The organism is Vibrio sp. 947 (assembly GCF_033339115.1).
In the GTDB taxonomy this organism is placed as follows: Bacteria; Pseudomonadota; Gammaproteobacteria; order Enterobacterales; family Vibrionaceae; genus Vibrio; species Vibrio alginolyticus.
On sequence record NZ_JAWOTX010000018.1, the window covers coordinates 1 to 23,731 of the forward strand.

Here is a 23,731-nt window from a genome sequence, read left to right on the forward strand (position 1 = left end):
TTGGCGCTGGACTAAACAAAGGCCCCCTTTTAGGGGGCTCACACAAAGCCACCTTCTTTAGAAGGTGGTAATTTACTTGTTTGCGGCGAGGTGACGTTTTTATTACTCTAAAGAACTAAATGTATCTAGCTTACTTTTCGTTACCTAGATTAGGTGCGTATCTTGAGGTGTATTGTGGAAAGCAGAATCAGTGTAGATAGCAAAGGTCGTAAGTCAGTGGCGAACGTATGTGCGGAGCCATGTGCTATCGAGAAAGGGATGCGTCTAATTGGTGGTAAATGGAAAGGTTCTCTGATTTATCATTTGAAAGACGGCCCAGTTCGTTTCAATGACTTAGCACGCATGCTAGGCGGTGCAAGTAAAAAGATGATCGACCAACGCCTTAAAGAGCTAGAAGCGGAAGGTATGGTGGTGCGCAAAGTGATCAGCGACCGCCCAATTGCCGTAAGCTATGAACTAACAGAGTTCGGCCGTACCGCACTTAAGATTCTTGATGATTTGCGAATTTGGTCTGAAAAGCATCAAATTGAGCTTCGTTAAGACCAAAGTAGTTAATCGCAAACGTTACTCTCTTTTGAAAGCTGATTAACAATACATCGCCGTTTATACCCAAGTAACTTAGATGTGCTTCATTTAAATCGTAATTTGTTTCGTAAAACAACGTACTCTTTCGAGTCAGGCATATCGAAGCTACTTGAGCATAATCGTACTTTTTAAGTTTTTGATTTTTAGTTATTATTTTATCATACTTAATAAGTTGTAGAATAAATCACTCACTTCAGTTGAATTTAAAAAAGCACTATTTAATTCCAGTTTCTTTTCAAAATCGGAATATTTATCGAATTCCTCTTTCTCAACTAAACCTATTGGTGAGTTGTCGTTAACGTGGCTTTCATATTTTTTGATGGTATATAATTTAGACTTTTCGTCAAAATATTGAATTATCTTAATGTTAACGTCAGGTCTCTCCGTATTATACGTGATCGTAATTTTTTCATAATCTTTATTAATCGGAGTCGTAAGCCCTGTAGGGTAGATGATTTTAAACCTATTAATGTCATTCTTCTTCGTGCTTCTATAATGTTTTGAGTATGAAAAGTTTTCAATTGCACTTTTAGTGACGATAATTGACTCACCTTTCTTTAAACCGTATTCGGTACATTCATAATCGTCGACAACCGTAGAATTTCTTTTCTTTTCAATCAGGTAGGACATAGTTGCAGATGTCCCTCCGTGTTCCAGTTTTTGTTGGTTTACAGAACAATAGAAATGACCTTTGTCCACCGTCATTGCGTTGACTTGTTCCGGATTTGAAATGGTGGGATGTATATCTTTTGCTGGATCGTTGTCGCTTCCTCCTGAACCGCATCCAACTAATCCGATACAAACGGCCATATAAAGCAAAGAGATTTTATTCATACTGTATTTCTCAATTAAGATGTGTGATTGCAAATAACGATTAATTACATTTTTATAAAGTGAAATGTTTTTTATTTTAATTGAACGGTGTTTTATTGGTAATTTAATCGTTTGCTTTTATTTTGTCTCTTACGGTATCTATGTTTTCATTTATGGTATGAATTATTAGATTTGCACAATTGTGAGTTGCAATAGGATAATAATCGCTAGCCAACTACTTGTGTAGGTACCGTTGTGATTTATATATCCGTTAAGTCTAAGTTTTTAGTCTTAATTTCATGTATTTATCGTGAAAGTGACTTAGAAGTAAATAACTAACGTTGTTTGAGGGGAGCCTGGGCTTCACTGATCTTGTTTTTCATCAAGGCGTTGTATAATGAACAAGGACTCTATTTCCAACTTGTTGATACATATCAGATCTCACGGATCTGATATGCATTCCAAGTTATTCTCACTAAGGCAAGAATCCTAGCTTATTTAAGGATAGAAAGTTTACTTGGGTGTAGAAGATATTAGTAATCCAATGTGCCACGGATAGGGTAGTTATTGTTTGGATCGCGAATCCATGCCAATCCGCGTGATAGCGCGCCAAGCTCAGGGCGAACAAACGGGTTGTTTGAAATATCCACCACGTGTAAGTCGCCGTGTTCATTCACCACAAACAGACCTGGTTCTGCGAAATTATGATCGGTTTCCTGTTCAGATCGAGGAATAGATACATACAAGCCTAGCGTTTTCATTTGTTCTTCGGTCAGGCCGTAAGCGATAGGGAAGCTGATTTCGAGTTTCTCTAGATGCCCCTCTAGCTGTGCTTTTGAATCGCCAGAAACGGCAAGAATATCGACGCCAGCATCAGCGAAAGCCTGTTTGTAACTCTCAAGCTCATTGAGGTACTTAGTACAAAGAGGGCAGTGTTTACCACGATAAACGAATACTGCTTGCCAAGTCGCATCACCTTGCGGCTGACCCAACGTTACGCTTGAACCATCTAGCAAAGTGGCTTGAAGATGAGGGAAGCTGTCGCCCGCTTTAAGTTTCACTGAAGTTGCCATATTGACTCCCGAATTGGTGGTGTATATCCATGAATGCCCCTTTCTCAACAAAGCGATTGGGGGATGAGACTTCAATGTAGACTCTGTTTTGCGGTGTTTCAACTAGTTAACTTTTAGTAACCTGCAATAAGGTAGTAGAGTGCAAAAGATGAAAAAGCAGAACTTAAGATACAACGAAGTGGGGGTGTAGTATCAGGAGCTAAGTTCTGCTTGAGGTTAGGCTATGACCACTGGAACATATCGTTAAGATAAACCAGAGTCATCACTTCTATTTTATTACTCGATTGAGCTAGGCGTTGCTGAAAAAAGTACGCCATCATTGGCTTCTTCATTTCTTCCTCCTTTACGCTGACGAGTAAATTATGCGTATAAAAGGGGAGATAAAAAAGAGAGTGCTTTTGTTAACTTTGTTCCTAATAACGTAAATATCTGGGGCTTTAAAGCCGAATTTGGAGGTTAATTGTGGAAAAGGGGAACAGATAATTAGGAAGTTTTCTTATTTTATTGCCGCCAACTTAAGTAAACTATTCCTATCCACAAACTTCACAGCTCTAAGGTTGATTCAGTGTCTGATCTCAATTTGTTTCGCTATTACCAACGATTACTCTCGTTTAGCGTTGGTGATGAAACAAAAACCACGTTACAGGACATTGCCGACATCATGTTCACTTCTTCTCGGCATGCTCGTAGCCTGCTAACGCAAATGCAGCAGAAGGCGTGGTTGAGCTGGCACCCGAAAGCTGGGCGGAACCAACGATCGACTCTTATTCTGAATATGGAGTTAGACGTTTTAAAAGAGAGCTTGGCTCTTGAACGTATCAAGTTAGGCAAGTATGAAAAAGCACTGGCGATATTAGATGAAGACGAAGTGGCATTTGGCCGTTTGTTAAAAACAACGTCTGGTGCTTCTGTGCAAGAAGGACAGCTCAATATTCAATTAACCTATAAGCGAATGTTTGAGCGCGTCGTTCCACATCAACTTCAGCGTAGCAGCGAACGTTTCTTATTAAGGCAAATCTATTGTTGCTTAGTTTCGAGTGATAACAATGGGAAAGTGCAACCAGAACTCGCACATCACTGGCGTTATGACGAAGACACCTACGAATGGACTTTTTACCTTCGTCCAGGTCTGACTTTTCATAATGGTAATTCCATTGATGCAGAAACAGTGGTTAGCTTGTTTGCAAAGTTGAGTTCACTACAGTACTACGAAAAAGAGTTGGCACATGTTGCTAACATTACTGCGCCAACGCCACTGAAAGTTGTTTTTAAGCTTAATCGAGCTGACTTGGGCTTTGCTGGACTTATTTCTGGGGTGAAATACGGCATTCAACCAGTAAGCCAAGTTAACGTAGCGAATAACAAGCTGGTGGTCGGAAGTGGCCCATTCTCTGTTGTCGAGCACAATGAAAGTCGTTTAAAACTGCAAGCATTTAATGGTTACTACGCATGTAGAGTTCTAACGGATTTGGTGACTATCTGGATTGTTAATGACGAGCAGATGGAGAACCCGTCATTGGCAGCAAATACGTTGCAAAGGGATGCTTCGCCCGAGGAGGATTTGTGTGGACACTATATGTCGACGCAAAACCGAGAAAACTCATCGGCGAGCAAGCGTAGCCGAATAGAAGATGGTTGCTTATTCGCCTTATTTAATCAGCACGCTAAGCACAAACTCTCTTTAGCGCAGCGCCGTTATGTTAGTGAGCTAATTCAACCTGAGCACTTGGCCGAAGTGATGCGCCGCGAGAATATTGTATTTGGGAGTATACCCGCTTATAACCTGCTACCAGGTTGGAAGCCAGTGCTCCGTCCGTTTAGTGAGCCGCTTAAGTTACCTAAACACATTACGATAGCCGGATATAACTATACCGCGTTGCGTCGCTGTGCGCGGGCTATTTCTAATCGTTTGGTGAGTGTTGGCAGTAAAGTAGAAATTGTTATGTATTCCTATCGTGAGCTGAACGAGAAAGCTAAGAATGGTGAGCTAAATGAGACGATGGTCGTGACGAACATAAACCTAGATGATAATCGTCATGCCTCAGCGTTCACGAACTTCTTCAGCAACGCTGTGCTATTCCACACTTTGGGAGAGAAGAACGCACAATGGTTAGATGAACAACTACAGAGAGTCAGATCTTTCGTTCCACTTGAGGACTACCTTAATGCATTGGATCCAATTGCATCGACGTTGATCAGCGAATACTGGATTGCACCCATGTTCCACCATACACAAACTTTGCGTTTCCAAGGCGTTTTAGAAGACGTCGCTCTTACTAACTGGGGTTGGCCAGATATTCGCTCGGTGTGGTCGGCGGATTAACTACCTTAGTTATTTAGCAAAGTGCTGCTTCACGAATTCAATGAAGGCTCTGGTTTTCGCCGATTGATAGATAAGTTGTGGGTACACCAAGTAAACCGCGTTGTGCTGGTGGTCGGTTTCTTCCGATAAAACCTGCATTAGACGACCATGTTCAACGTCTTGTTCGACAAAGTAACTTGCTAACCGAGCAATGCCATTGCCAGACAGGGCTGATTCTTTGAGTAAGCGGTTTTCATTGCTTGAAAGCCAGCCTTGGGTTTGAACTGTTCCCGTTTTTAAAGGCCATTCTTTTTGATGCAACGTGGTTAAGCATTGATGCTGTTTTAAATCCGCTAACGTCTCTGGCGTACCTTCTTCTTGCAGATATAGAGGTGAGGCAACCAGCCAGTGGTGGTAGTCCAGCAGGTGATGCGCAATCATATTCTCGGGCGGCGTTCTTGTTGCTCGAAACGCAAAGTCGACGCTGGTTTCCGTCAGATTAAACGCTTGATAGCTAGAAAGAATCTCGAACTCTACGTTTGGATGTAAAGCGCGAAACGCCACACACAAATCATGCAGCACCGCTTCGGCAAACATCTTGGGAGCAGTAAGCCGAATCAGACCGTCTACTTGCTCAGATTGCTGACTTAAACTCTTTTCCATTTCCATTACGCGGCGTTTGAGATCTTCCGCTTGTGCAAAGATCGATTCACCTTCTGCTGTTAGTCTCACGCTGCGTGTAGTTCGAACAATCAAAGGCGTGGCGAGTTCCGATTCTAAGCGCTTGATTTGTTCCGACAGGTAACTTTTAGAAATGCCAAGTTGCTCCGCTGCTCTAGAAAAATTGAGTGTTTGAGCCACTTCAGCAAACAGCATCAGTTTTTCGATTCTCTTATAATCTGCCATCTTTATTGCTCGTCTTTATTGTTCGCTTTAATTGTTCGATAACGAGGATAATGAATTCGATTTTACGGTATTAAACTAATTTTCACGAACGGTAAGATGGTTAGAGTTAACTTAAGAAATTGAAGATGCAGAAATCGGAAAAGTGAGAATAACGATGAACAATCCAACACTACCGCTCGCCAAAACCTTACCTAACGTTAGCCGCTTGGTCTTCGGCTGTATGGGACTTGGAGGGGAGTGGAATCGCAACCCATTAACCGCCCAAGATGAAAACCAAGCTTATGCCGCTGTCGAGGCTGCATTAGAGGTTGGCATCAATCTCTTTGATCATGCGGATATCTACAAATTCGGTAAGGCAGAAGAAGTGTTTGGGTGCATCTTAGCCAATGACTCAACCTTACGAGAGCGAATTTATCTGCAATCCAAGTGCGGCATCCGTCTAGGAGATGAGCAAGGTGTTAAGCAGTATGACTTCTCTGCCAAATGGGTGACGGCTTCTGTTGAGGGCATTCTTGAGCGCCTTGGCGTGGAAAACCTTGATGTTTTGATGCTGCATCGTCCTGATCCTCTGGTTGAATTTGAAGAACTGGGCACAGCGCTCCAAGCACTGAAACAAGCTGGCAAAGTTAACCACTTCGGTGTTTCTAACATGAACAGTGCTCAAATTGATCTTCTTCAACAAGCAACGGGCGAAGTTATTGTGGCGAACCAGTTGGAAATGAGTCTGGCTAAGTCTGACTTCATCAAGCAAGATATGGGGCTTCCTTCGTCCGCATCTGACTACGTTGCGGGAACACTGGAACATGCCCGTAGGCACAATATCCAACTGCAAGCGTGGGGCAGTATGGCGCAAGGAAGATTCTCAGAGCGTGGCTTACATTCTGATGATCACAACACCAGACAGACGGCGGAGATGGTAATGGCGCTAGCAGCTGAATATGGCGTGTCGTCTGAGGCGATTGTTTTAGCCTTCTTGACGCGTCACCCAAGCCAAATTCAACCTGTTATTGGTACTGCAAACCCACAACGTATTCGCGCTTGTGCTCAAGTAGAGAGCGTCACGCTATCACGTAGCCATTGGTATGGCTTGTTCGAGAAAACCCTTGGTCATGAGATCCCGTAGGAGAGAAAAATGAAATACGTACAAGTTCAAACTCTAATTCAAACGGCATTGGAAATTGCGACTGCTCGCAAGCAAAACATTGCGGTTGCCGTGGTTGATACGCATGGTGAATTGCTCGGTTTTGCCCGAATGGATGATGTGAGCGTACAAGCAGGTTTGTTGGCACAGAACAAAGCTTACACCTCGGCTAGAGACCGCCAACCTAGCGGCAATCTGGGCGCTTGGGCTCGTGAGACGGGTAAGCAGTTGAGTTATTGGACTGACCCGAAGATCACAGGCTTTATGGGTGGTGTGCCTATAGAACAAGAGGGGAAAATCGTCGGTGCAATTGGTATCAGTGGTTTGGCTGAGCAAGATGATGAAGCACTTGCGATGGAAGTATTAAACGCGCGTTGAGTATAATGTTTATCAGTAGGTGTGATGCTTTGTCCAGCTTTGTACTCACTGTAGGGACTCAAGTTCACAGGCTTCGTCGAGTCACAATGCTATCTAATAGCCTGAAGTAAGCAGAAGTTGAAATCGCGAACTATGATTAATTTATTTGAAAGCTTTGAGGCCTAAATATGTTTCATAAGGTATTCGTTTCGCTATTTTTTGTTCTCCTCTCAGGCTGTGGTACGAGTGACAGCGCGTTAAAAGAGAGCGGTTATGATGAAGCTTATATCCAAGGCTTTCATGACGGTCGGCATAGTGGTATGCAAGAGGCAGGGAATGATTTTGAACACTATATTAAGGACGAAACAAGGTATCAAACCGACTCAGATTATCGGCAAGGCTGGGATGCTGGTGAGGTAGAGGGTAACAAGTTACAAAAGCAGGCGACCGCGATAGGACAAGGCATGATTGATAATTCATATGAAGAACGTGATGTCTTTGATCCTGATAAGGTGGCGAAAGATGCAATAAAAGGCGTTGATACATCGGAATTGAAAAGCCTAGAGTAACGGACTGATATAAAGAATAAAACTCGTCATTTGACGAGTTTTATTTTTGTCTAAACGATTCATGTTTCAACGCTCAACAGGGCATTCATCGTTTGGGTATGAGCAATGTCGTTAATCACCTTTCTTGTTCTTTTGTTCAAGGACTAACGATAATAGGCGAACGAGCAGGGACTGAGCTTCCGGTGAGAGCAATCTCGCCACGGCCGTTAGGTCATTTGCTGTGACATGCTGAACATCACGTACATCTAAAGCAATATCTAGGTCAGTCAAATGAAGCGAACGTAATATGGCACGATATTGTGAGAGTTTAAGATCGGACTCTCCGCGCTCGATCCTTTGATATGTTTTTACGCTCATTCCAGCGATGTTTGCCATTTGCTCACGGGAGAGGCCATTCGATTTTCGTCTTGCGATCAGTGCTTGAATTATAGGGTCTACCTGCATGTGCTCTCCTGAAAGGACAGTTTTGACCTAAACGGAGCAAGAAGTGGACCAGTTTAACCACCACATATTTACCTGCTTTGCAATCAGTATAAAAATAACTGTCTTATAAAAACGTAAATATTTTAGTCAGTTATTAACTCAATGGAAAAGTATCAATCATACAAATCAATAGAAACGAAAGCTTCTATTCGCAAAATGCAACGCATTTTAGATCATTTATTTAGTGAAATTGATCAGCAACATCGTGAGACTAAAGAGAATGTTGTGACACTGATTCAACAGTCACAACAGCGATTGATGAACTACAAAGAGCTTTACCTTCACAAAGAATCGATAAGTGAAGTAGAGCTGCGGATGGCGCATGAAAATATGAGTGAGACTGAGAAGCAGGTCGCCGATATGGGTATTCCAGTGTTAACTTATATCATTGGCGCGCTAGATAAAGCGCATTAACACAGTCGTAAAGTCGGGCGATACAAGATTTACGCAATTTCGATCAATTGATGACATCTAAAAGAAAGGATGCAAATGCTGGGGAACCACACCCAGCATTCGGACACTCATTTACCTATATTTTCGAACCGTAAATCAGTGTTTAGAGGTATGTGAACCGAACAGTGTCGGTACGCAGCGAATAATAGCGATATTGTCCGATCTAGGCTACGTCCTTGGAATCTAACACCTTCACTTAAACTGTAAATTAATCTGTACACCCAGCCAAATTGAGCCATTGAGCACGTTCTTCCTTCTCTTTAAGCGATAAAAGACTAATTAGTGACGAAAAAAACAACACATCTTAGGTAAAAGATAAGAGTTGTTAAAATATATCGCTATAAGATTGACCTTTTGCTTTTCAATCGTCCTGCTTATGCCTTACAATCTTTTCGAACCAAATCCATTCATAACGAATGGGGTTGATGAATTAAGATGAACAATTTTGCTTCGAACCCAAAGTTGCGCACATTTCATCAACGATGACATCGCCAAAAACGACTCTCAAGTGTTCATGTGCAAATGATTAACCACCTTTTGTTGCGTGTTTTCTTAGCCATACAGGGCTCTTGTAACATAGTGCTCTTGTAACCAAATTTTGACTAAGTCGGAGCGTTTTTTTGTGTGCTTTAGATAAAGCACAACTGGCGAGAAATTAACGGATTGAATTTAGAGGTATTAACCGTGAACCTAAAACTTGTCGGCAGCTCCCTGATCGTTGCAGGTACTGCTCTTGGCGCTGGTATGCTTGCTATACCAATGGTGCTTGCTCAATTTGGCCTCCTTTGGGGCACTCTTCTTATGTTGTTCATCTGGGCTGGAACGACTTATGCTGCGCTGCTCCTTCTTGAAGCCAGTTGCAAAGTAGGTGGTGGTGTGAGCATGAATGCAATTGCTCGCGAAACGCTTGGTAAAGGAGGCCAGTTGGTAACCAACAGCTTGCTTTACGCCCTGTTAGTTTGTCTATTAATGGCTTACATCATTGGTGCGGGTGATCTCGTACAAAAAGTAACAGCCTCATTTGGGCTTCCAACATCTACGATCTCAAGCCAAGTCGGTTTTACTCTTTTAGTTGGTATCATTGTTTCGGCAGGTACAGGGGTAGTAGATAAGCTGAATCGCGGTTTGTTCCTAGGCATGATCGTAGCGCTGATCCTGACACTTTTTGCGCTTGCACCAAGCGTCTCGTTTGAAGGACTTGATGAGGTTGTGAGCGACGATAAAATGGCACTTATCAAAACCAGTTCGGTGCTTTTCACCAGTTTCGGTTTTATGGTCGTTATCCCATCGCTTGTAACTTACAACAAAGAAGCGAGTAAAACACAGCTGCGTAATATGATTATCGTGGGCTCAACTATTCCGCTTGTTTGTTACCTATTATGGTTGTTAGCGGTTGTCGGCAACCTACCACCTCATGAGCTTGTTCAATACTCCAACGTAACAGAGTTGATATCGGTACTAGGTCAGCAATACGAGGGCTTAGAGTTCATCCTATCCATGTTTACTGGTTTGGCACTACTAACGTCGTTCTTAGGTGTTGCAATGGCGCTATACGATCAAAATGCAGACCTACTGAAAGCAAGTAAGCCAGTGATTTTTGTTACTACTTTTGTACTACCACTATTAGGTGCTGTATTTGCCCCAGAACACTTCCTAGCTATTCTCAGCTACGCGGGGATTATTCTTGTGTTTCTCGCGGTCTTTGTTCCATTATCAATGACCATGAAAGTGCGCCGAGTGCCGGTAGAAGATGACAATATTTATGAAGCTGGTGGCGGCGCAATGGGAATGAGCATGATCTTCCTATTCGGCTGTTTCTTGCTGTTTGCCCAAGCAGTATAAAATCACGCTAGCTTATTTAAAAACTGAGCCGCTCGTAGTCAAACGGGCGGCTTTTTTGTATTCATAGCCGAACCCAGGCCACTCGAAGTCATCAGCATTTGTGATGTTTGACGTTCCTCGGATAATCACGGTTAGCGCTGACTTTTTAGTAAAACTCCTTAGCGAAAGGCTGACATGTACAGTGATTCACCCTTCTATTATATCGATGTTGATATGAATAAGAGGCTCTGTTGTGTCAAAGCAATTATCTTTTGCCATGGTTGGCGTTATGTTGTCTTTAGGTGTGTTGAGTACAGAAGCGGTGGCTGACCCGAAGCATAAGCATGGACATCGGTACGATCACCATCATGCGCATAACTACCATCATAAACACAAGCGCAAGCACAAGCATAAACATAAACACAAACATCGTGACGTTATTTATGTGGAGACCAGACGACCAAGGCGCAGTTACTATTACCATGACCGAATTCCTCGGAATAGTACCTACATAAAGATTGGAGATTTCACTTATCTAAAAGTGGACGACCGTTATTATCGCCGTTCTAATGATCGCTATATCCATGTCGAGTTCAATTAAACTTGAAAGGGCACATAGTCGGCGTTCTTGTAATGTTGAGCTTAATAGCAACAACATGGCACATGTAACATCGACCAATACTAGGGTTGAGGGTTAAAAGCAAAAACAGCGAGCCGGTGCTCGCTGTTTTTGCTTAGATGAGTGTTAGACAGTAAATCTATTTAAGATTTGATCTTGTTTATGTACATCTTCTTGTTGCGCCTGCATCGCGTCGTTGGTTCGATTTGCCGATTCGGCGACTTGAGTCGATAGGTCTTTAATATTCACCGTATTGTTGTTGATCTCTTCAGCGACAAGGCTTTGCTCTTCCGCTGCTGAGGCAATTTGCAAGTTCATATCGGAAATACGCTGAATCGCGTCACGAATGCGTTGTAACGCACTATTTGCTAAACCCGCTTTTTCAACGGCCTCTATAGCACTACCTTTGCTTTGATGCATGGCATTTGCCACAGATGAAGCGCCAGATTGTAGTTGCTCAATCATAGTACGAATCTCTGTTGTCGACTCTTGAGTACGTTGTGCCAGTGTACGTACTTCATCTGCAACAACGGCGAAGCCTCGGCCAGATTCTCCCGCACGTGCAGCCTCGATTGCGGCATTCAACGCGAGTAAGTTCGTTTGGTCCGCAATATCGTTGATGACTTTTAGAATCGTTTCGATATTGGCAGTAGCAGATTCCAACACTTGTACTTCTTCGACTGCAAGGTCAATGCTATCGGAAAGCATGTTTATCGTTTGTGTCGATTCACCAACGATAGAAGACCCCTCAACCGTTGCTTGGTCGGCTTCTTTGGCTGCACTTGCCGCACCTTGCGCATTATTAGCAACCTCTGTCGCGGTGACAGACATCTCATGCATCGCGGTAGCAAGTTGTTCTAGCTCTTGCAGCTGAGTGTGAATTGCGCCTGCCGAGTCTTTTGCGCCCTCAGCGGTGATTTGAGTTCCATTTAAAATTTGATCAGAAATACGTTTCGACTCAATGATTTGCTGTTGTAAGTTCTCCATGAACGTATTGAAGTTTGTGGCAAGCTCAGAAAACTCTTGGTCAGTATCTGTTTCGAGGCGTTGTGTAAGGTCGCCTTTCCCTGATGCTACATCTTTAATCGCATTGTTTAGCGTGTCCAAAGGACACATGAGAGTGCGAATCAACAGAGTTAGGGCGATAATAGATGCAATCACGGCAATGATTGAATAAATAATAGCGTTGTTACGAAGCTCTCCTACGGCAGAATAGGCAACAGCTTCATCGATCACCGAACCTACGTACCAGTTCTCGCCAGGAATGTGAGTCAGGTTAACCATGTAGCGGTTGCCATCAATCTCAACATGTTGTGCTGATTGCGTAAGTTCGATTTGCGGGAGGTAGCTACCGACTTTCTCACCGTTGTATTTACTTTGAGGGTGAGCAATGGTTGTGCCATCAGCGGTGACCAGAAATAAGTAACCAGCATCAAACAGATTCACTTGGTTGACCAGATCTGAAAGGGTAGTTAATTCGAGGTCATAAAACATACCGGCTAAAAACTGGCCATTTTCTTTTACTGGTGTACCAACAGAGATGATAACGTTTTTCGAAGACGCATCGACGTACGGATCGGTTACGACCAAATCGCCTTTGCTCTTAGCTGCAATAAACCAAGGACGCTGACGTGGGTCGTAGTCTGGACCCGCATCCCAGCCGTCGTCATTTTCAATCACAAAGCCATTACTTTCATAACCAAAACCGATGGCAAGGAAGCTGCTTTTTGGCGTCGGTCTTTCAAGTATGTTTTGAACATAGCTATGTGAACTGGGATCAAGCTCAATCACTTCAGTAATGGAGCGAGCGAGATCCTTCTTTGCATCCATTTCTGATTGCACAGTGTTACCAACACTGGTCAATATCTCGTTGACACTTGAGTCGATTTGCTCCTGAGTTTGGGAGCGGATGGTCATAACTTGTTGTGTCGACAATAACGACACGGTAATTAGCAGCAAAAATGAAGAGGCTGTGACAACCTTATGTCTGAATTTCATGAGCTTTCCTCTGATTCTCCCGGTTGGTTCCACTTTGCTTTCGCCTCTTTTAAACCGAGCGAATTGGGCATAAAGAGAAACCTATTGTGTTTGGTTATATTTTTATCGACATCTTTGTCAAAAACATGAACTCATTTGTCGTCTTTTTTAACTAAATTTAAACAAAACGATAGTTTACGTTAAAACTTGTGAGTGTGATCATGTTTGCGAGCTCGATTAATGAAATCGTCATAATGAAAAGAATTGCTTAACAAACAGTGGTATCAACTGGTTTTACAGGTGAGGTGATGAAAATTTTGTTGGTGCTGACAGGTGTTTTTGTTTAAGTTTTGTCTTTGTAAATTATGAGCTTTTTACTAAAAGCCTAATGTGGACGGAGTTTTAGGTATAAAAAAGGCCCCGACGATGCGGAGCCTTTGTTAATTGACGTCTCGATTTTAGAAAATAAGATGAGCAACGCCAGCAATCACAGGTAACGTGATTAACGTACGTAAAATGAAAATTACGAAGAGCTCTACAATGTTTACTGGAATTTTGCTGCCTAACAGTAGGGCACCTACTTCCGACATGTAGATAAGCTGAGTTACTGACATTGCTGCAATAACAAAACGTGTCATTTCGTTATCGATTGAGGCCGCTAAAATTGCTGGAATAAACATATCTGCAAAGCCAACAACTATTGTCTGTGATGCTGCAACAGCTTCAGGGACTTGCAGTAGCTCTAGGTATGGGATAAACGGTTGACCCAGAATTGCAAATACAGGCGTGTATTCTGCAATCACCAATGCGACGGTACCAAGACCCATAACTACAGGTAGTACGCCAAATACCATGTCGACTGCGTTGTGTACGCCTTCTTTAAATACAGACTGAACCGATGTGACTTGACCAGCACGCTTAAGAGCTAGATCCATACCCCAAGAGAATGTGGTGTGGCCTTCTGGCACTGTATCTGCGTCTTTATCTGGGTTGCTGCCGTCAATGTAGCGATCTTTCTTCAGACTAAGCGGAGGCAGGCGAGGAATGATAATCGCAGCTACGATACCAGCTAGACAGATAGCGCCGTAGAAAGGCAAAAATAAGTGCTCTAGTTTTACCTGAGCGATAACAACTAAGCTAAACGTGATCGATACTGCTGAGAAAGTGGTCCCGACAACAGCCGCTTCACGCTGAGTATAGAACTTATTTTCGTATTGCTTGCTGGTTAGCAAGATACCAACACTTCCGTCGCCTAACCAAGATGCCATACAGTCAATTGCACTGCGGCCAGGTAGGTTGAATACCGGACGCATTATTTTACTGAGTAACGCACCAAATAGCTCCAGAAGACCGAAGTTCAAAAGAAGCGGAAGCAGTAAACCCGCGAAAATGAAAACGGCAAACAGAGTAGGTAGGAGACCAGTAAGAACAAGCCCGCCAGTGTTTTCTTCCCAAATTGCTTTTGGACCCACTTGGAAAAACGTCATTAACACGGCAGCGCCGCCGATTAAACGAACAACGAGCCAAAGTGGAGATGGGTTGAAGAGACCGTTTAAAAAACCATTACGTAAAATTGCAGCTGGCTTAAAAATTTTGCAAAGAACAGAAGCAACGGCCATGAAAGCGATGATACTGGTGACGATAGCAATCAAGGTATCGCCTAACACCGCTGGGATGACTTTTGCCATCACGGCAACGGGAATGGTTAGGCCGCCATCGTAAGAGATCGGAGCCATAAAGAGTAGAAGACCAATTAGGGATGGGATGAAAAACATCCAAAAGTTGCCCTTAGGAGCTTCAGTAGCATTAGTGGTGTTATGCATAGTTGTCTCGTGTTACTACTAGTCAATACTTGCCATTTCCATGACATAAATATTCACTAAACATCCGTATTTAATCACAGTTTTGCGGAGGGTACCCGCAAACTGCATCCATTGCAATACTATTCATTAAATACATCTAGTTATTCAGCCGATTTGTCGGGTAATTGGTCAAATAACGTCTAAGTGTATGCGAATATGTTGCTTGTGTTAGAAAATTGTAGCACGAGAGGCGAATTGCGCAGTGAATTATGGGGCGCATTGTGACTGGAATAATAAAATGGTAAACAAATGTGATTTTGATCTAACTAACTTCTTTGCCAGAAATTCAGTTAGCCTTATCTATTCTAAGGTTTTTAGTGGTGTCAAAATACCGTTCAGCGTTTCTTGTACCGTTGCAGTGTGAACCTATTGAGCCAAATCTGATTGAAGCATGTCGCTTCAATCGGATCGAAATTTTATGCTTTTTGTTGACGGCTAAGTATGTATAGGTAACTCCAGTAAATCAGAGCTGTAGAAAAAGCCAATATTGCTGGGAAAACCAGCGTATATAAACCATATACCGTAAATAGAGCCGCTCCCGCGACGCCGCCAAACAAAAAGCCAAAGAAAATGAATAGGAATAATTTTGCTTTACGTCGGTCAAATTGACGACCTCTCAAGCTCTCTCCAATCATAATCCCTAGATCGGTGATGATTCCGGTCATATGTGTGGTTCTGACTACTGCGCCGCTAAACGTGGTGATCATTGCGTTTTGTAATCCACATGCTGCTGATGCTAGATATTGGCCGTACAAATCCCCTTGCACCAAAAAGCCCAAGCTGAGTAAGAGCAAGCTCCCTTCTATGCACAGTGCAACACCATATCTTCGCCCTAGTTTTAACGCACTGCTTTCAATAAAAAAGCCGCTAAAGGCAGCGCCAATCAAAAAGCTAAATACGATGAAGAGCAGGTGAATGGAGCTATCCACACCTGTTAGCAAGCTGTTCCCTAGCTGAGTTACGGTTCCCGAAAGATGAGTTATCGCTTGGTGTTGAAAGCCGAGAAGACCAACGGCGTTGACGCAGCCCGCGAGAAGAGCTAGTAGAAACGCGCCATATTCCACCCAACGAGGAAGTCTGGAAATCACAATAAACCCCAACCAAATATTAGGAGCCGATTATAACGCTCACACCGAGTTACGAAACCCTTTACAGTAAAACTCGATTGATCATTCTCAAAAAAATCTCACTTATAGGTCGTTTGTCCGAGCCAAAGTAAATACGTGAACGCGGATTGCTCGCTAGCAGATGTGTTCCGTTGTGCATTCGAAACTCACCCACCCGTGTTTCATTTGTTCATAGACTGAAACGGTAGGTTGGTGGAACTCTTTATCGGTAAATAGACCGACGGGAATGATCATGATTTCCGGGTATGCAGAAACGAACAACCTCATTGTCGTGCCGCAGGATGGACAAAAGTCATACTGAACCTCACTGCCATCATCGCCAATTCGGGTATAGCTAGTGACTTCACCGTTTAAAGTAACGTGCTCTTTTTCAAAGCGAGCTTGTACCCCAAAAACACTGCCAGTTCGTTTTTGGCATTCGAAGCAATGGCAGACAGACGTGTGGGTGGGCTCTCCCTTACAACGGATCTCAACTAAACCGCAGGCGCACTCGCATGTATGAATGGTTTTTGTCATCGTGATTACCTATTTGTCCCAATACACCAATAGACCTAGAGCACAGAGCTTGTGTCACTAGCTCGTTATGAGCTCTGGACTTGAAACTATTTGGATATAATCAGTTTAGTTTAATTTTGAAACACTTGAAGAGGTGAAATCATTTGGGTATACAATGGTATACTCGCTTTTCGTTTATACCTTGAAACAAGGAAGCTTTCATGACTCACAAAAAAATCCTGCCGATACCACTTATTCTACTTATTCCAATCGTTTTATTAGTTGTGGTTGTGATCGCAGGTGTTTATCGTTTTAGTTTGTCTGATGACGAGATCATGGCTAAGTTTCCTCAAACAGAAGTAGAAACTAACGTTATTGTGCAAGAGACGCTTGGTATCACTGCACGTAATCCTTGGACGATACAAGTCCCCGAGCAGGGTGCGGTCACTTTTCTTGATGAGTGGGATAAAGAAAACGGCTATTTGATAGGTGACTATGATGCAGGTGCGACGAAAGGTCAGGTACTTGTCCCAACTGCGTCGATTAGTCAGCGTGAGATTGAAGGTGTTTCATGGGTTGTTGCACCGATGATTGTAACGACACAAGGTAGCGGTTCGTTTAACTATGTTGGCTTGTTCAAGTTTGACCCCGTGCCGAGCCGAGTTGTACTTTTAGACAGTATTTTTGTTGGTGACCGCGTGAAATTTACTCAGCTCGAATGGAAAAGTGATACAACTATCACGCTTTCATATTTAGCGCACGGTGACGATCAAGCAATGGCAGACACGCCAAATCAATTCAATTCATCCACATTACAGCGTGTAGGGAATAACTTACATATGCAACAGTGATGAATTTTTTTTGAGTTCTGTAAAAATTCAGTATTTTCTGCGCTAGATCTCGAAATTTCCTAGTGATTTCTTATTCGGGAATGCATAAGCTATGAGCCTTGTTTGAAAGGAGATAGTAATTCCCGTGTCTACAAATGAAATTACAAGACGGTTGCCGAATCTGACAAGTCGTAGAGCGCTGCTGTTATACTCCTTGCCAGTTTTAGTTGCGATTGGTGTTTCTCACTCTCTCAAAGAGTCATCTTTAACCAAAACCATCGCATTGAACCTACCTGAATCTCAGGTCGTTGAAAAAATTCTTGATGCGACAACTGCCGAAGTTGTCACTCCCCCGAACTTCGAATATCAAATCCAAGCAGGTGACAACCTAAGCACTATTTTTAGTCAGCTCGGTTTCGGTTACAGCTCGTTAATGAAAGTAATGGAAACGGATTTGAACTACTTGGCACTTGATACACTTAAGCCGGGCAATACGCTCCGTTTCTGGCGTGATGATGCGACAGGCGAGTTAGCGAAAATGGAACTGCAATTTTCTATTGCAGATAAAGTGGTCTACAAGCTGAATAGTGATGGTAGCTATGACTTTACTGATATTTCCATTCCTGGCGTGTGGAGCCAAGAGCCTTTAGTTGGCGTTATTCAAGGCAGTTTTTCTTCTTCTGCGAGTCGTTTAGGTTTAACGTCGGCGGAAGTGAGTCAAGTCGTAAGCTTACTCAAAGAACAACTTAACTTTGGACGTGATCTTCGTGCAGGTGATCGATTTGAAGTTGTTCGTCGCTCACAAAGCATCAATGGTGTACCAACAGGTAAGAACGAAATTGAAGCGATTAAGATTTATAATCGCGGCCGCGAGATCACCGCTTACCTTCATACTGATGGTCAATTCTACAATGCCAAAGGTGAAAGCTTACAGCGCGCATTCCAGCGTTACCCTGTAAGTAGTCGTTGGCGTATCAGTTCTGGCTTTAATCCTAATCGTTTACATCCAGTAACGGGGCGTGTTGCGCCGCACAACGGCACTGACTTTGCTGTACCAACCGGTACACCCGTCGTTTCTACTGGTGATGGTACAGTGATCATGACTCGTAAACACCCTTATGCGGGTAACTACGTGGTTGTTGAGCACGGCAGCAAATACAAAACCCGTTACTTACACCTAAGTAAGATTTTGGTGAAGAAAGGGCAAAAGGTTTCTCGAGGCCAGCGTATCGGTCTTTCTGGTAAAACAGGTCGAGTGACTGGGCCACACCTTCACTATGAGTTGATTGAATACGGCCGTCCAGTTAACGCTATGCGAGCAAATATCCCAATGGCGAGTTCTGTTCCTAAGAAAGAGATGGCTACTTTTGTCGCGAACAGAGATGAAATGGATAAACTATTACGCGATAAAGAGAAAGCAGTGCTGTAATAAAGTACTTCGCTCAAAAAACAAAAAGAGACTAAGCATAGCTTGGTCTCTTTTACTTTGTGCATTAACTAGATTTGAATTCTATGACAGCAGTCTGTTCAGTACGTTAGGCACTCCGTACTTCACGTTCATTTATCAGGTGTACGATTTCTTCAACACTGTGTGGACGAGAGTAAAAATAACCTTGGATGTAGTGGCAGCCCATTTCAATTAACTTTTGCAGTGCTCTATCGTCTTCTACGCCTTCGGCAATCAAATCCACATCAAGCAGCTCTGCCAATTGCGCTATCAAAAACACTACTTGTTCAGAGGTTGTATTTGAGAGCATGTTCTGCACAAAGGTAGCATCGATTTTGATGCTATCAATCGGATAATTGTGTATATAGTTCAAGCTTGAGTATCCCGTACCAAAATCATCCAGTGCGACTTTAAAACCCAAGTATCGCAACGAGTTAAGTACCATCTGTTCACGGCCACTTTGTGAGAGTAAGACGGTCTCGGTGAGCTCTATAACAAAGTCTTTTGCTTCGTGCTGATACTTTTCAACCATGTTGGTTAAGTGATTAATATAACGGTTGGAATCAACCAGCTCATACGCTGAGCAATTGATGGAGAGTTTGACTTTATAGCCTAGGTTCGCTTCGAGTTCTTGCTTTGCGATACACGCGAGTTCAATAATCCGTTCACCTAACTCGATAATCAGGCCTGATTGTTCGGCAGCTTCAATGAACTCCGCTGGAGAGATATTTCCATAGATATTGCTATTCCAACGAGTCAAAATTTCAAAGTAATTCCAGCGGTCGCTCGTGATATCAACGATCGGTTGAACCACTACATACAACTCATCGCTGTCTTGTATATCAGTACTTAGCTGGATTCGCATTGCCTCAATAAGCTGCGTCCTACGGTGGTATAACGCACTAAGGTGTGTGTCGTAATGCTGAATCCGTGTATCGCGGTGTTTTTTACAATCTTTGAGAGCGAGACTGGCATTCAAAATCAGCTCATCGCTGTTCAACATATGTACTGGGGCACGTGCAATACCAATACTAACGGTGAAAGAAATCCGGTTAGATTTGTCGCTGTAGCCGCTTTCAATTTTGTCGAGTACTTCCTGACACACGGCGACAGGATCTTCGTCGTACGTGATGAAGGCGAATTCATCTCCTGCAACACGGAACGCATTGTTTGGCGACGACAAGCTCTGTTGAATGGCGTTAGCTGTGAACTTAATGATTTGGTCGCCGATATAGTTTCCGTTGATATCATTGATCGATTTGAAATTATCGATATCAAGATACGCCAAACTGAATGGGCGAGTCGCCTGCTGCGTTAATGTCTCCAAGGTATCAGCTAAACAGCTACGGTTGAGCAGTCCAGTTAGGTTATCATGCGATACCTCATAGCTAAGCTGATTAAGAAGCTTATCTGAACGTTCACTGACCCACTTTTCACGTAAGCTATGAATAATGACATTGGCATAAAATCGGTGGAAGTCGAGGATATCTTGCGCTTCTTTCGCGTGGATGCTTCGGGTAAAGGTAGACAGTAAAATTCCCAGAACTTCGCCATTTTGTGTCTTCAATGGCAGGCCAATGTAAGCTTGAATGCCATCTTCTTGAAACATCTGATCTTCATGAAAACGCTTGTATACCTGGTCTTGATAGAAAATATGTTCGCCAATGTCTTTCGCCACTTTTTCACAGGGGGTGCCTGAAAGGTGGTAGCTTAGGTTGTCTGTAATTTTTCCATTGCTGGCGAAGGAAATGGTATGAGCCGAATGCTGAAGATGCGCAACTTCTACAACGCAAGTGCAATGGCTCTGCAAGTGTTGATGAATATCTAGCGTGACTCGGTTTAGCTGAGCCGTGCCGTTTAGCTTCAATATCTCATCAATTTTGTGGAAACTGATTTGTACCTGACCCATTGAGCATTTCACCTAGCGTTGTTATTAACATATCGTGTAAGACACGACGAATTATTATTTGATATGCATCAAATAAACTATCGGTTACTAAGGCAGATTTTTCAAATTTTGTGAACGAACAAATCATTATTTTCATGTTTTTATGCTTGAACCTTTTAAAGCTATAGCGATAAAAAACGCTAAGCTAGGCGCGCTTCTCCTCTTCTAATCGTGATTTGAGATAATCGAGGAATAGCTTAGTTCGGGTATGCTGATAATCCAGCTTTGGATAGTAGGCATATACAGTGGCTTTATCCGCTGTGATATCGGGCAGGATAGGGACTAACGCGCCGGATTTGAGATCATCTTTGATCATGACGTTGTTCGTCATCAAAATACCCATGCCTCTTTTGGCACCATGAAACAGCGCTTCTGGGTTGGTCGTGGCAAAGTTACCGGACAAGCTGATACGTTTGCCTCGATTTGTTTTGATTTCTCGTGAGGGTTTTTCTCCCCAAATCAGGACATTATGCTCTGTCAGATCCTCAACGCATTGTGGTGTGCCATATTTCTTTAGGTAACTAGGCGCGGCGTAAAACTGGGCTTTATGTTCGAAAAGTGCAGTAGCTTTGAAACTTAGAGAGTTCAGTTGCTCTAATTCCCGGCTAATAAACAGGTCTAAGCTTAGCTCTGGCAATTGACCTGGTAGCGTTGTTGTTAATTGAAGTGTGATGTCTGGATATTTATCAAGAAAATCATCAAGATAATGAACTAGAAATTTAGAACCAACGGCCAACGTTGCCCCAATTTTTAATAGCCCCGCTGGTGATTGGTTGACTGAGCGAGTTTCATCTAATACCGATTGCCATGAATCAAGCTGACTTTTTGCTCGTTGATAAAACAGAGCACCAGCTTCAGTTTGGCTAATTGAGCGGGTCGTACGTTTGAGTAGTTGAACGCCAATTTTATCTTCTAGCCATTGAACTCGCTTACTGATAGCTGAGCTGGTGGTATTGAGTTTCCGCGCTGCTGCATTAAAGCTACCTTCTTCGACCACACGAATATAACTCTTCACGCTTTGAATCCAGTCCATTGTATCTCCTTGGGAATTAATTCCTTTCCAACTTAGCTGATTATCATCTTTGAGTATCAAATATACACTGTTTGCCATCAATCTGTCACAAAGTAGGAGGAACGTTTGCGTAAAACACCATTGTTATTAGCGATGATGATCATTGCCACAGGCCAAGTTGGCGTTAGTATTTATCTTCCTTCTTTGCCATTGATTGGTCATGACTTGAATTTGCCGCAACATTCGATTCAGAATCTCGTCACGCTATTTCTCGTTGGCTTCGGTATCTCTCAGCTTTTTTACGGCCCATTGTCTGATGCGATTGGTCGTCGGCCGGTGTTTATTCTGGGGCAAAGTGTATATCTAGTTGGTACGGTTATTTGCATCGCGTTTTCGGACAACATTGTTGCCCTTGAAGCGGGACGGTTACTGCAAGGCCTAGGAGCGGGCAGCGCTTCGGTACTTGGTCGGTCAGTACTGCGTGATAGTTATGACGGTATGCAATTAACCAAAGCGCTATCTTATATTTCAGTCACTGCTTCAGTGATGCCAATTATTGCTCCGCTGTTTGGTGGCTGGATTGCTTTTCACCTGAGTTGGCATGCTGTCTTCGTGTTTGTGCTGATTTACTTAATGGCAATTTTTACACTTGGTTTATTGGTGCTGCCAGAAACGCTGCCTTATCCGAAGAGAAAATTTAAAGTAGGCGAAGTAAGCGCGAACTATTTGCGTCTGTTAACGAATACACAAGTGATTGGTAGTGCGAGCTACAACTGGCTTAGTTATTTATCGGCTCTGGTTACGCTCTCCTTGTATCCATTTTTAATGCAACAAGAGTTAGGATTAACGGCGGCAGATTACGGCTCTTTAATGATCATACCATCAGTTGGTTTGCTGACGGGTAGCTTAGTGCTGAATTTGATCAACGCTCGTTACAAAGCTCAGCAAATCTTGCTGATGAGTTTCGCGATTGTTGCTATTGCTGGCTTCATGTTGTTGGTTACACCCTTCAGTGTATTTTCATTGCTGACGGCATTCACGTGTTTAAGTTTTGCTCAAGGAATGTCATTCCCGGTCTCGATCAGTTTGCTACTTTCACCACATAAGCAACAGGCAGGCGCGGTTTCTGCGCTATCTGGTTCTATTCAAATGTGTTTAGCAGGTTTGTTTGGTGGGTACTTAGTAGACTCATGGGTTACGAATCAGCAGCAGCTTGGGGTGTTTTATTTGTTTATTGCGTTACTTTCTTGCTTTGTTCTTGTACTAAGCCAATTTCGTAAAGTGCCAGAAGGGACGGTTCAAGCAGAAACTTCCATCTGAATATACTTGCAACCAGAAGGTCGGCTTTCTAAAATGCGCAGCTAAATTAAGTCTGGCCTGTTGTGTATACTGAATGACTTGGTTTGAAAGGAAGAGGGCGAACCTTGATACTTCTCTCAAGCTTGGAATACATTTCTGCCCAATGGCTATCCGATCTCTAATCGTTAGGTGAAAGAATGCAACAAAACGAATTTGAAACACTGGTAAAAGAAATTACTCAGCAAGAAAGCATGCCAAAGGCACTTGAAATCTTGAAGGCGTGTGAGGAAGAAGAAGTTGCACAAGCGGCGCAATCCCTAACGGGTCAGTTTGGCCTTGCAGAAGTTGATGGTGAGAAACGTATTTACCATATTACCACTCAAGAAGATGAGTCCGGAGAAGAGCAAGAATACGTAGAGCACGTCATGAATGAAGGCGATCACTTGATCAAGTTTGCTGCGTGGTTCTTTGAAACATTCTTTGAAATCAAACAGAAAGATACGTACGTCGCAGCGGGAAAAACATACCAACAACCTAAGCGATAGACGCTCATTTCAAGAAATCCACGAAAATCAAACTGAAAGTTAATTACAAAATAAATGTGACTGGAGT

The 23,731-nt window shown here is 43.0% G+C and carries 22 protein-coding genes; 12 read left to right on the plus strand and 10 right to left on the minus strand.

All coding sequences use genetic code 11. From position 1 onward, the window contains the following. Window positions 1-174 precede the first annotated feature (174 nt). Window positions 175-540 carry a winged helix-turn-helix transcriptional regulator gene (locus R7Q39_RS20010; protein ID WP_005375456.1) on the plus strand — a complete coding sequence of 122 codons (366 nt, stop codon included), beginning with the start codon at window positions 175-177 and terminating at the stop codon, window positions 538-540. 195 nt (window positions 541-735) lie between these two features. On the opposite strand, the gene R7Q39_RS20015 is transcribed toward R7Q39_RS20010, so the two are convergent. Both R7Q39_RS20015 and R7Q39_RS20020 read right to left on the minus strand, forming a co-directional pair. Then, entirely contained in the window at window positions 736-1,419 is a 684-nt protein-coding gene (locus R7Q39_RS20015; protein ID WP_064369141.1) for a hypothetical protein, read from the minus strand. 512 nt (window positions 1,420-1,931) lie between these two features. Next, complete coding sequence (locus tag R7Q39_RS20020) at window positions 1,932-2,471, minus strand: redoxin domain-containing protein (protein WP_005385152.1); 540 nt, start codon at window positions 2,469-2,471, stop codon at window positions 1,932-1,934. Between the two features lie 565 nt (window positions 2,472-3,036). Between R7Q39_RS20020 and R7Q39_RS20025 the strand changes: the two genes are divergently transcribed. Further along, on the plus strand, window positions 3,037-4,794 hold the full coding sequence (locus R7Q39_RS20025; protein ID WP_318076711.1) for an SgrR family transcriptional regulator: 1,758 nt from the start codon (window positions 3,037-3,039) through the stop codon (window positions 4,792-4,794). A 9-nt stretch (window positions 4,795-4,803) separates the two neighbouring features. Here R7Q39_RS20025 and R7Q39_RS20030 read toward each other — a convergent pair whose 3' ends face one another. Next, a complete protein-coding gene (locus R7Q39_RS20030) occupies window positions 4,804-5,679 on the minus strand; it encodes a LysR family transcriptional regulator (RefSeq protein ID WP_213961753.1) in 876 nt (291 codons plus the stop codon). Between the two features lie 154 nt (window positions 5,680-5,833). Between R7Q39_RS20030 and R7Q39_RS20035 the strand changes: the two genes are divergently transcribed. From R7Q39_RS20035 to R7Q39_RS20045, 3 genes are all read left to right on the plus strand, one after another. Further along, window positions 5,834-6,802, plus strand: coding sequence for an aldo/keto reductase family oxidoreductase (locus R7Q39_RS20035; protein WP_318076712.1), 969 nt, complete (start codon window positions 5,834-5,836; stop codon window positions 6,800-6,802). Window positions 6,803-6,811: 9 nt separating this feature from the next. After that, window positions 6,812-7,198 carry a GlcG/HbpS family heme-binding protein gene (locus tag R7Q39_RS20040; RefSeq protein ID WP_042521512.1) on the plus strand — a complete coding sequence of 129 codons (387 nt, stop codon included), beginning with the start codon at window positions 6,812-6,814 and terminating at the stop codon, window positions 7,196-7,198. A 167-nt stretch (window positions 7,199-7,365) separates the two neighbouring features. Beyond that, on the plus strand, window positions 7,366-7,746 hold the full coding sequence (locus R7Q39_RS20045; protein ID WP_005375467.1) for a hypothetical protein: 381 nt from the start codon (window positions 7,366-7,368) through the stop codon (window positions 7,744-7,746). Between the two features lie 111 nt (window positions 7,747-7,857). Here the strand turns inward: R7Q39_RS20045 and R7Q39_RS20050 are convergent, their stop codons facing one another. After that, window positions 7,858-8,190, minus strand: a complete 333-nt coding sequence (locus R7Q39_RS20050; protein ID WP_031780945.1) for a helix-turn-helix transcriptional regulator — start codon at window positions 8,188-8,190, stop codon at window positions 7,858-7,860. A gap of 141 nt (window positions 8,191-8,331) precedes the next feature. Here R7Q39_RS20050 and R7Q39_RS20055 point away from each other — a divergent pair, with 141 nt between their 5' ends. The 3 genes from R7Q39_RS20055 to R7Q39_RS20065 all read left to right on the plus strand — a co-directional run bounded on the left by R7Q39_RS20055 (window position 8,332) and on the right by R7Q39_RS20065 (window position 11,104). After that, window positions 8,332-8,643: a hypothetical protein gene (locus R7Q39_RS20055; RefSeq protein ID WP_054730288.1), complete on the plus strand. Its 312-nt coding sequence runs from the start codon at window positions 8,332-8,334 to the stop codon at window positions 8,641-8,643. 723 nt (window positions 8,644-9,366) lie between these two features. Then, the gene (locus R7Q39_RS20060) at window positions 9,367-10,524 is read left to right on the plus strand and encodes an amino acid permease (RefSeq protein ID WP_053303777.1); all 1,158 of its coding nucleotides are present in this window, start codon (window positions 9,367-9,369) and stop codon (window positions 10,522-10,524) included. A gap of 232 nt (window positions 10,525-10,756) precedes the next feature. Continuing rightward, window positions 10,757-11,104 carry a hypothetical protein gene (locus R7Q39_RS20065; protein ID WP_213972135.1) on the plus strand — a complete coding sequence of 116 codons (348 nt, stop codon included), beginning with the start codon at window positions 10,757-10,759 and terminating at the stop codon, window positions 11,102-11,104. 144 nt (window positions 11,105-11,248) lie between these two features. On the opposite strand, the gene R7Q39_RS20070 is transcribed toward R7Q39_RS20065, so the two are convergent. The 4 genes from R7Q39_RS20070 to R7Q39_RS20085 all read right to left on the minus strand — a co-directional run bounded on the left by R7Q39_RS20070 (window position 11,249) and on the right by R7Q39_RS20085 (window position 16,604). After that, entirely contained in the window at window positions 11,249-13,120 is a 1,872-nt protein-coding gene (locus R7Q39_RS20070) for a methyl-accepting chemotaxis protein (RefSeq protein ID WP_318076713.1), read from the minus strand. 437 nt (window positions 13,121-13,557) lie between these two features. After that, complete coding sequence (locus R7Q39_RS20075; protein ID WP_136976482.1) at window positions 13,558-14,922, minus strand: YjiH family protein; 1,365 nt, start codon at window positions 14,920-14,922, stop codon at window positions 13,558-13,560. A 455-nt stretch (window positions 14,923-15,377) separates the two neighbouring features. Next, window positions 15,378-16,049: a YoaK family protein gene (locus R7Q39_RS20080; protein WP_005375484.1), complete on the minus strand. Its 672-nt coding sequence runs from the start codon at window positions 16,047-16,049 to the stop codon at window positions 15,378-15,380. A 153-nt stretch (window positions 16,050-16,202) separates the two neighbouring features. Then, on the minus strand, window positions 16,203-16,604 hold the full coding sequence (locus tag R7Q39_RS20085; RefSeq protein ID WP_017635849.1) for a GFA family protein: 402 nt from the start codon (window positions 16,602-16,604) through the stop codon (window positions 16,203-16,205). Between the two features lie 200 nt (window positions 16,605-16,804). Here R7Q39_RS20085 and R7Q39_RS20090 point away from each other — a divergent pair, with 200 nt between their 5' ends. Together R7Q39_RS20090 and R7Q39_RS20095 are read left to right on the plus strand one after the other, a co-directional pair. Continuing rightward, window positions 16,805-17,434 (plus strand): hypothetical protein, encoded by a 630-nt coding sequence (locus tag R7Q39_RS20090; protein WP_017635850.1) that lies wholly within the window; start codon window positions 16,805-16,807, stop codon window positions 17,432-17,434. A 124-nt stretch (window positions 17,435-17,558) separates the two neighbouring features. After that, a complete protein-coding gene (locus R7Q39_RS20095) occupies window positions 17,559-18,842 on the plus strand; it encodes a peptidoglycan DD-metalloendopeptidase family protein (RefSeq protein WP_017635851.1) in 1,284 nt (427 codons plus the stop codon). A gap of 106 nt (window positions 18,843-18,948) precedes the next feature. Here the strand turns inward: R7Q39_RS20095 and R7Q39_RS20100 are convergent, their stop codons facing one another. Beyond that, window positions 18,949-20,769: a putative bifunctional diguanylate cyclase/phosphodiesterase gene (locus tag R7Q39_RS20100; RefSeq protein ID WP_318076714.1), complete on the minus strand. Its 1,821-nt coding sequence runs from the start codon at window positions 20,767-20,769 to the stop codon at window positions 18,949-18,951. A 184-nt stretch (window positions 20,770-20,953) separates the two neighbouring features. Continuing rightward, entirely contained in the window at window positions 20,954-21,841 is an 888-nt protein-coding gene (locus tag R7Q39_RS20105; RefSeq protein WP_025768470.1) for a LysR family transcriptional regulator, read from the minus strand. A gap of 105 nt (window positions 21,842-21,946) precedes the next feature. Between R7Q39_RS20105 and R7Q39_RS20110 the strand changes: the two genes are divergently transcribed. Together R7Q39_RS20110 and R7Q39_RS20115 are read left to right on the plus strand one after the other, a co-directional pair. Next, window positions 21,947-23,140 (plus strand): multidrug effflux MFS transporter, encoded by a 1,194-nt coding sequence (locus tag R7Q39_RS20110; protein ID WP_017635853.1) that lies wholly within the window; start codon window positions 21,947-21,949, stop codon window positions 23,138-23,140. Window positions 23,141-23,316: 176 nt separating this feature from the next. Then, window positions 23,317-23,664: a hypothetical protein gene (locus R7Q39_RS20115; RefSeq protein ID WP_005375501.1), complete on the plus strand. Its 348-nt coding sequence runs from the start codon at window positions 23,317-23,319 to the stop codon at window positions 23,662-23,664. Window positions 23,665-23,731: the final 67 nt, after the last annotated feature.

Coding starts and splice junctions, on each gene's coding strand:
- R7Q39_RS20015 (WP_064369141.1), bottom strand. CDS start 1,419: ATGAATAAAATCTCTTTGCTTTATATGGCCGTTTGTATCGGATTAGTT.
- R7Q39_RS20020 (WP_005385152.1), bottom strand. CDS start 2,471: ATGGCAACTTCAGTGAAACTTAAAGCGGGCGACAGCTTCCCTCATCTT.
- R7Q39_RS20030 (WP_213961753.1), bottom strand. CDS start 5,679: ATGGCAGATTATAAGAGAATCGAAAAACTGATGCTGTTTGCTGAAGTG.
- R7Q39_RS20035 (WP_318076712.1), top strand. CDS start 5,834: ATGAACAATCCAACACTACCGCTCGCCAAAACCTTACCTAACGTTAGC.
- R7Q39_RS20040 (WP_042521512.1), top strand. CDS start 6,812: ATGAAATACGTACAAGTTCAAACTCTAATTCAAACGGCATTGGAAATT.
- R7Q39_RS20045 (WP_005375467.1), top strand. CDS start 7,366: ATGTTTCATAAGGTATTCGTTTCGCTATTTTTTGTTCTCCTCTCAGGC.
- R7Q39_RS20050 (WP_031780945.1), bottom strand. CDS start 8,190: ATGCAGGTAGACCCTATAATTCAAGCACTGATCGCAAGACGAAAATCG.
- R7Q39_RS20055 (WP_054730288.1), top strand. CDS start 8,332: ATGGAAAAGTATCAATCATACAAATCAATAGAAACGAAAGCTTCTATT.
- R7Q39_RS20070 (WP_318076713.1), bottom strand. CDS start 13,120: ATGAAATTCAGACATAAGGTTGTCACAGCCTCTTCATTTTTGCTGCTA.
- R7Q39_RS20075 (WP_136976482.1), bottom strand. CDS start 14,922: ATGCATAACACCACTAATGCTACTGAAGCTCCTAAGGGCAACTTTTGG.
- R7Q39_RS20085 (WP_017635849.1), bottom strand. CDS start 16,604: ATGACAAAAACCATTCATACATGCGAGTGCGCCTGCGGTTTAGTTGAG.
- R7Q39_RS20090 (WP_017635850.1), top strand. CDS start 16,805: ATGACTCACAAAAAAATCCTGCCGATACCACTTATTCTACTTATTCCA.
- R7Q39_RS20100 (WP_318076714.1), bottom strand. CDS start 20,769: ATGGGTCAGGTACAAATCAGTTTCCACAAAATTGATGAGATATTGAAG.
- R7Q39_RS20105 (WP_025768470.1), bottom strand. CDS start 21,841: ATGGACTGGATTCAAAGCGTGAAGAGTTATATTCGTGTGGTCGAAGAA.
- R7Q39_RS20115 (WP_005375501.1), top strand. CDS start 23,317: ATGCAACAAAACGAATTTGAAACACTGGTAAAAGAAATTACTCAGCAA.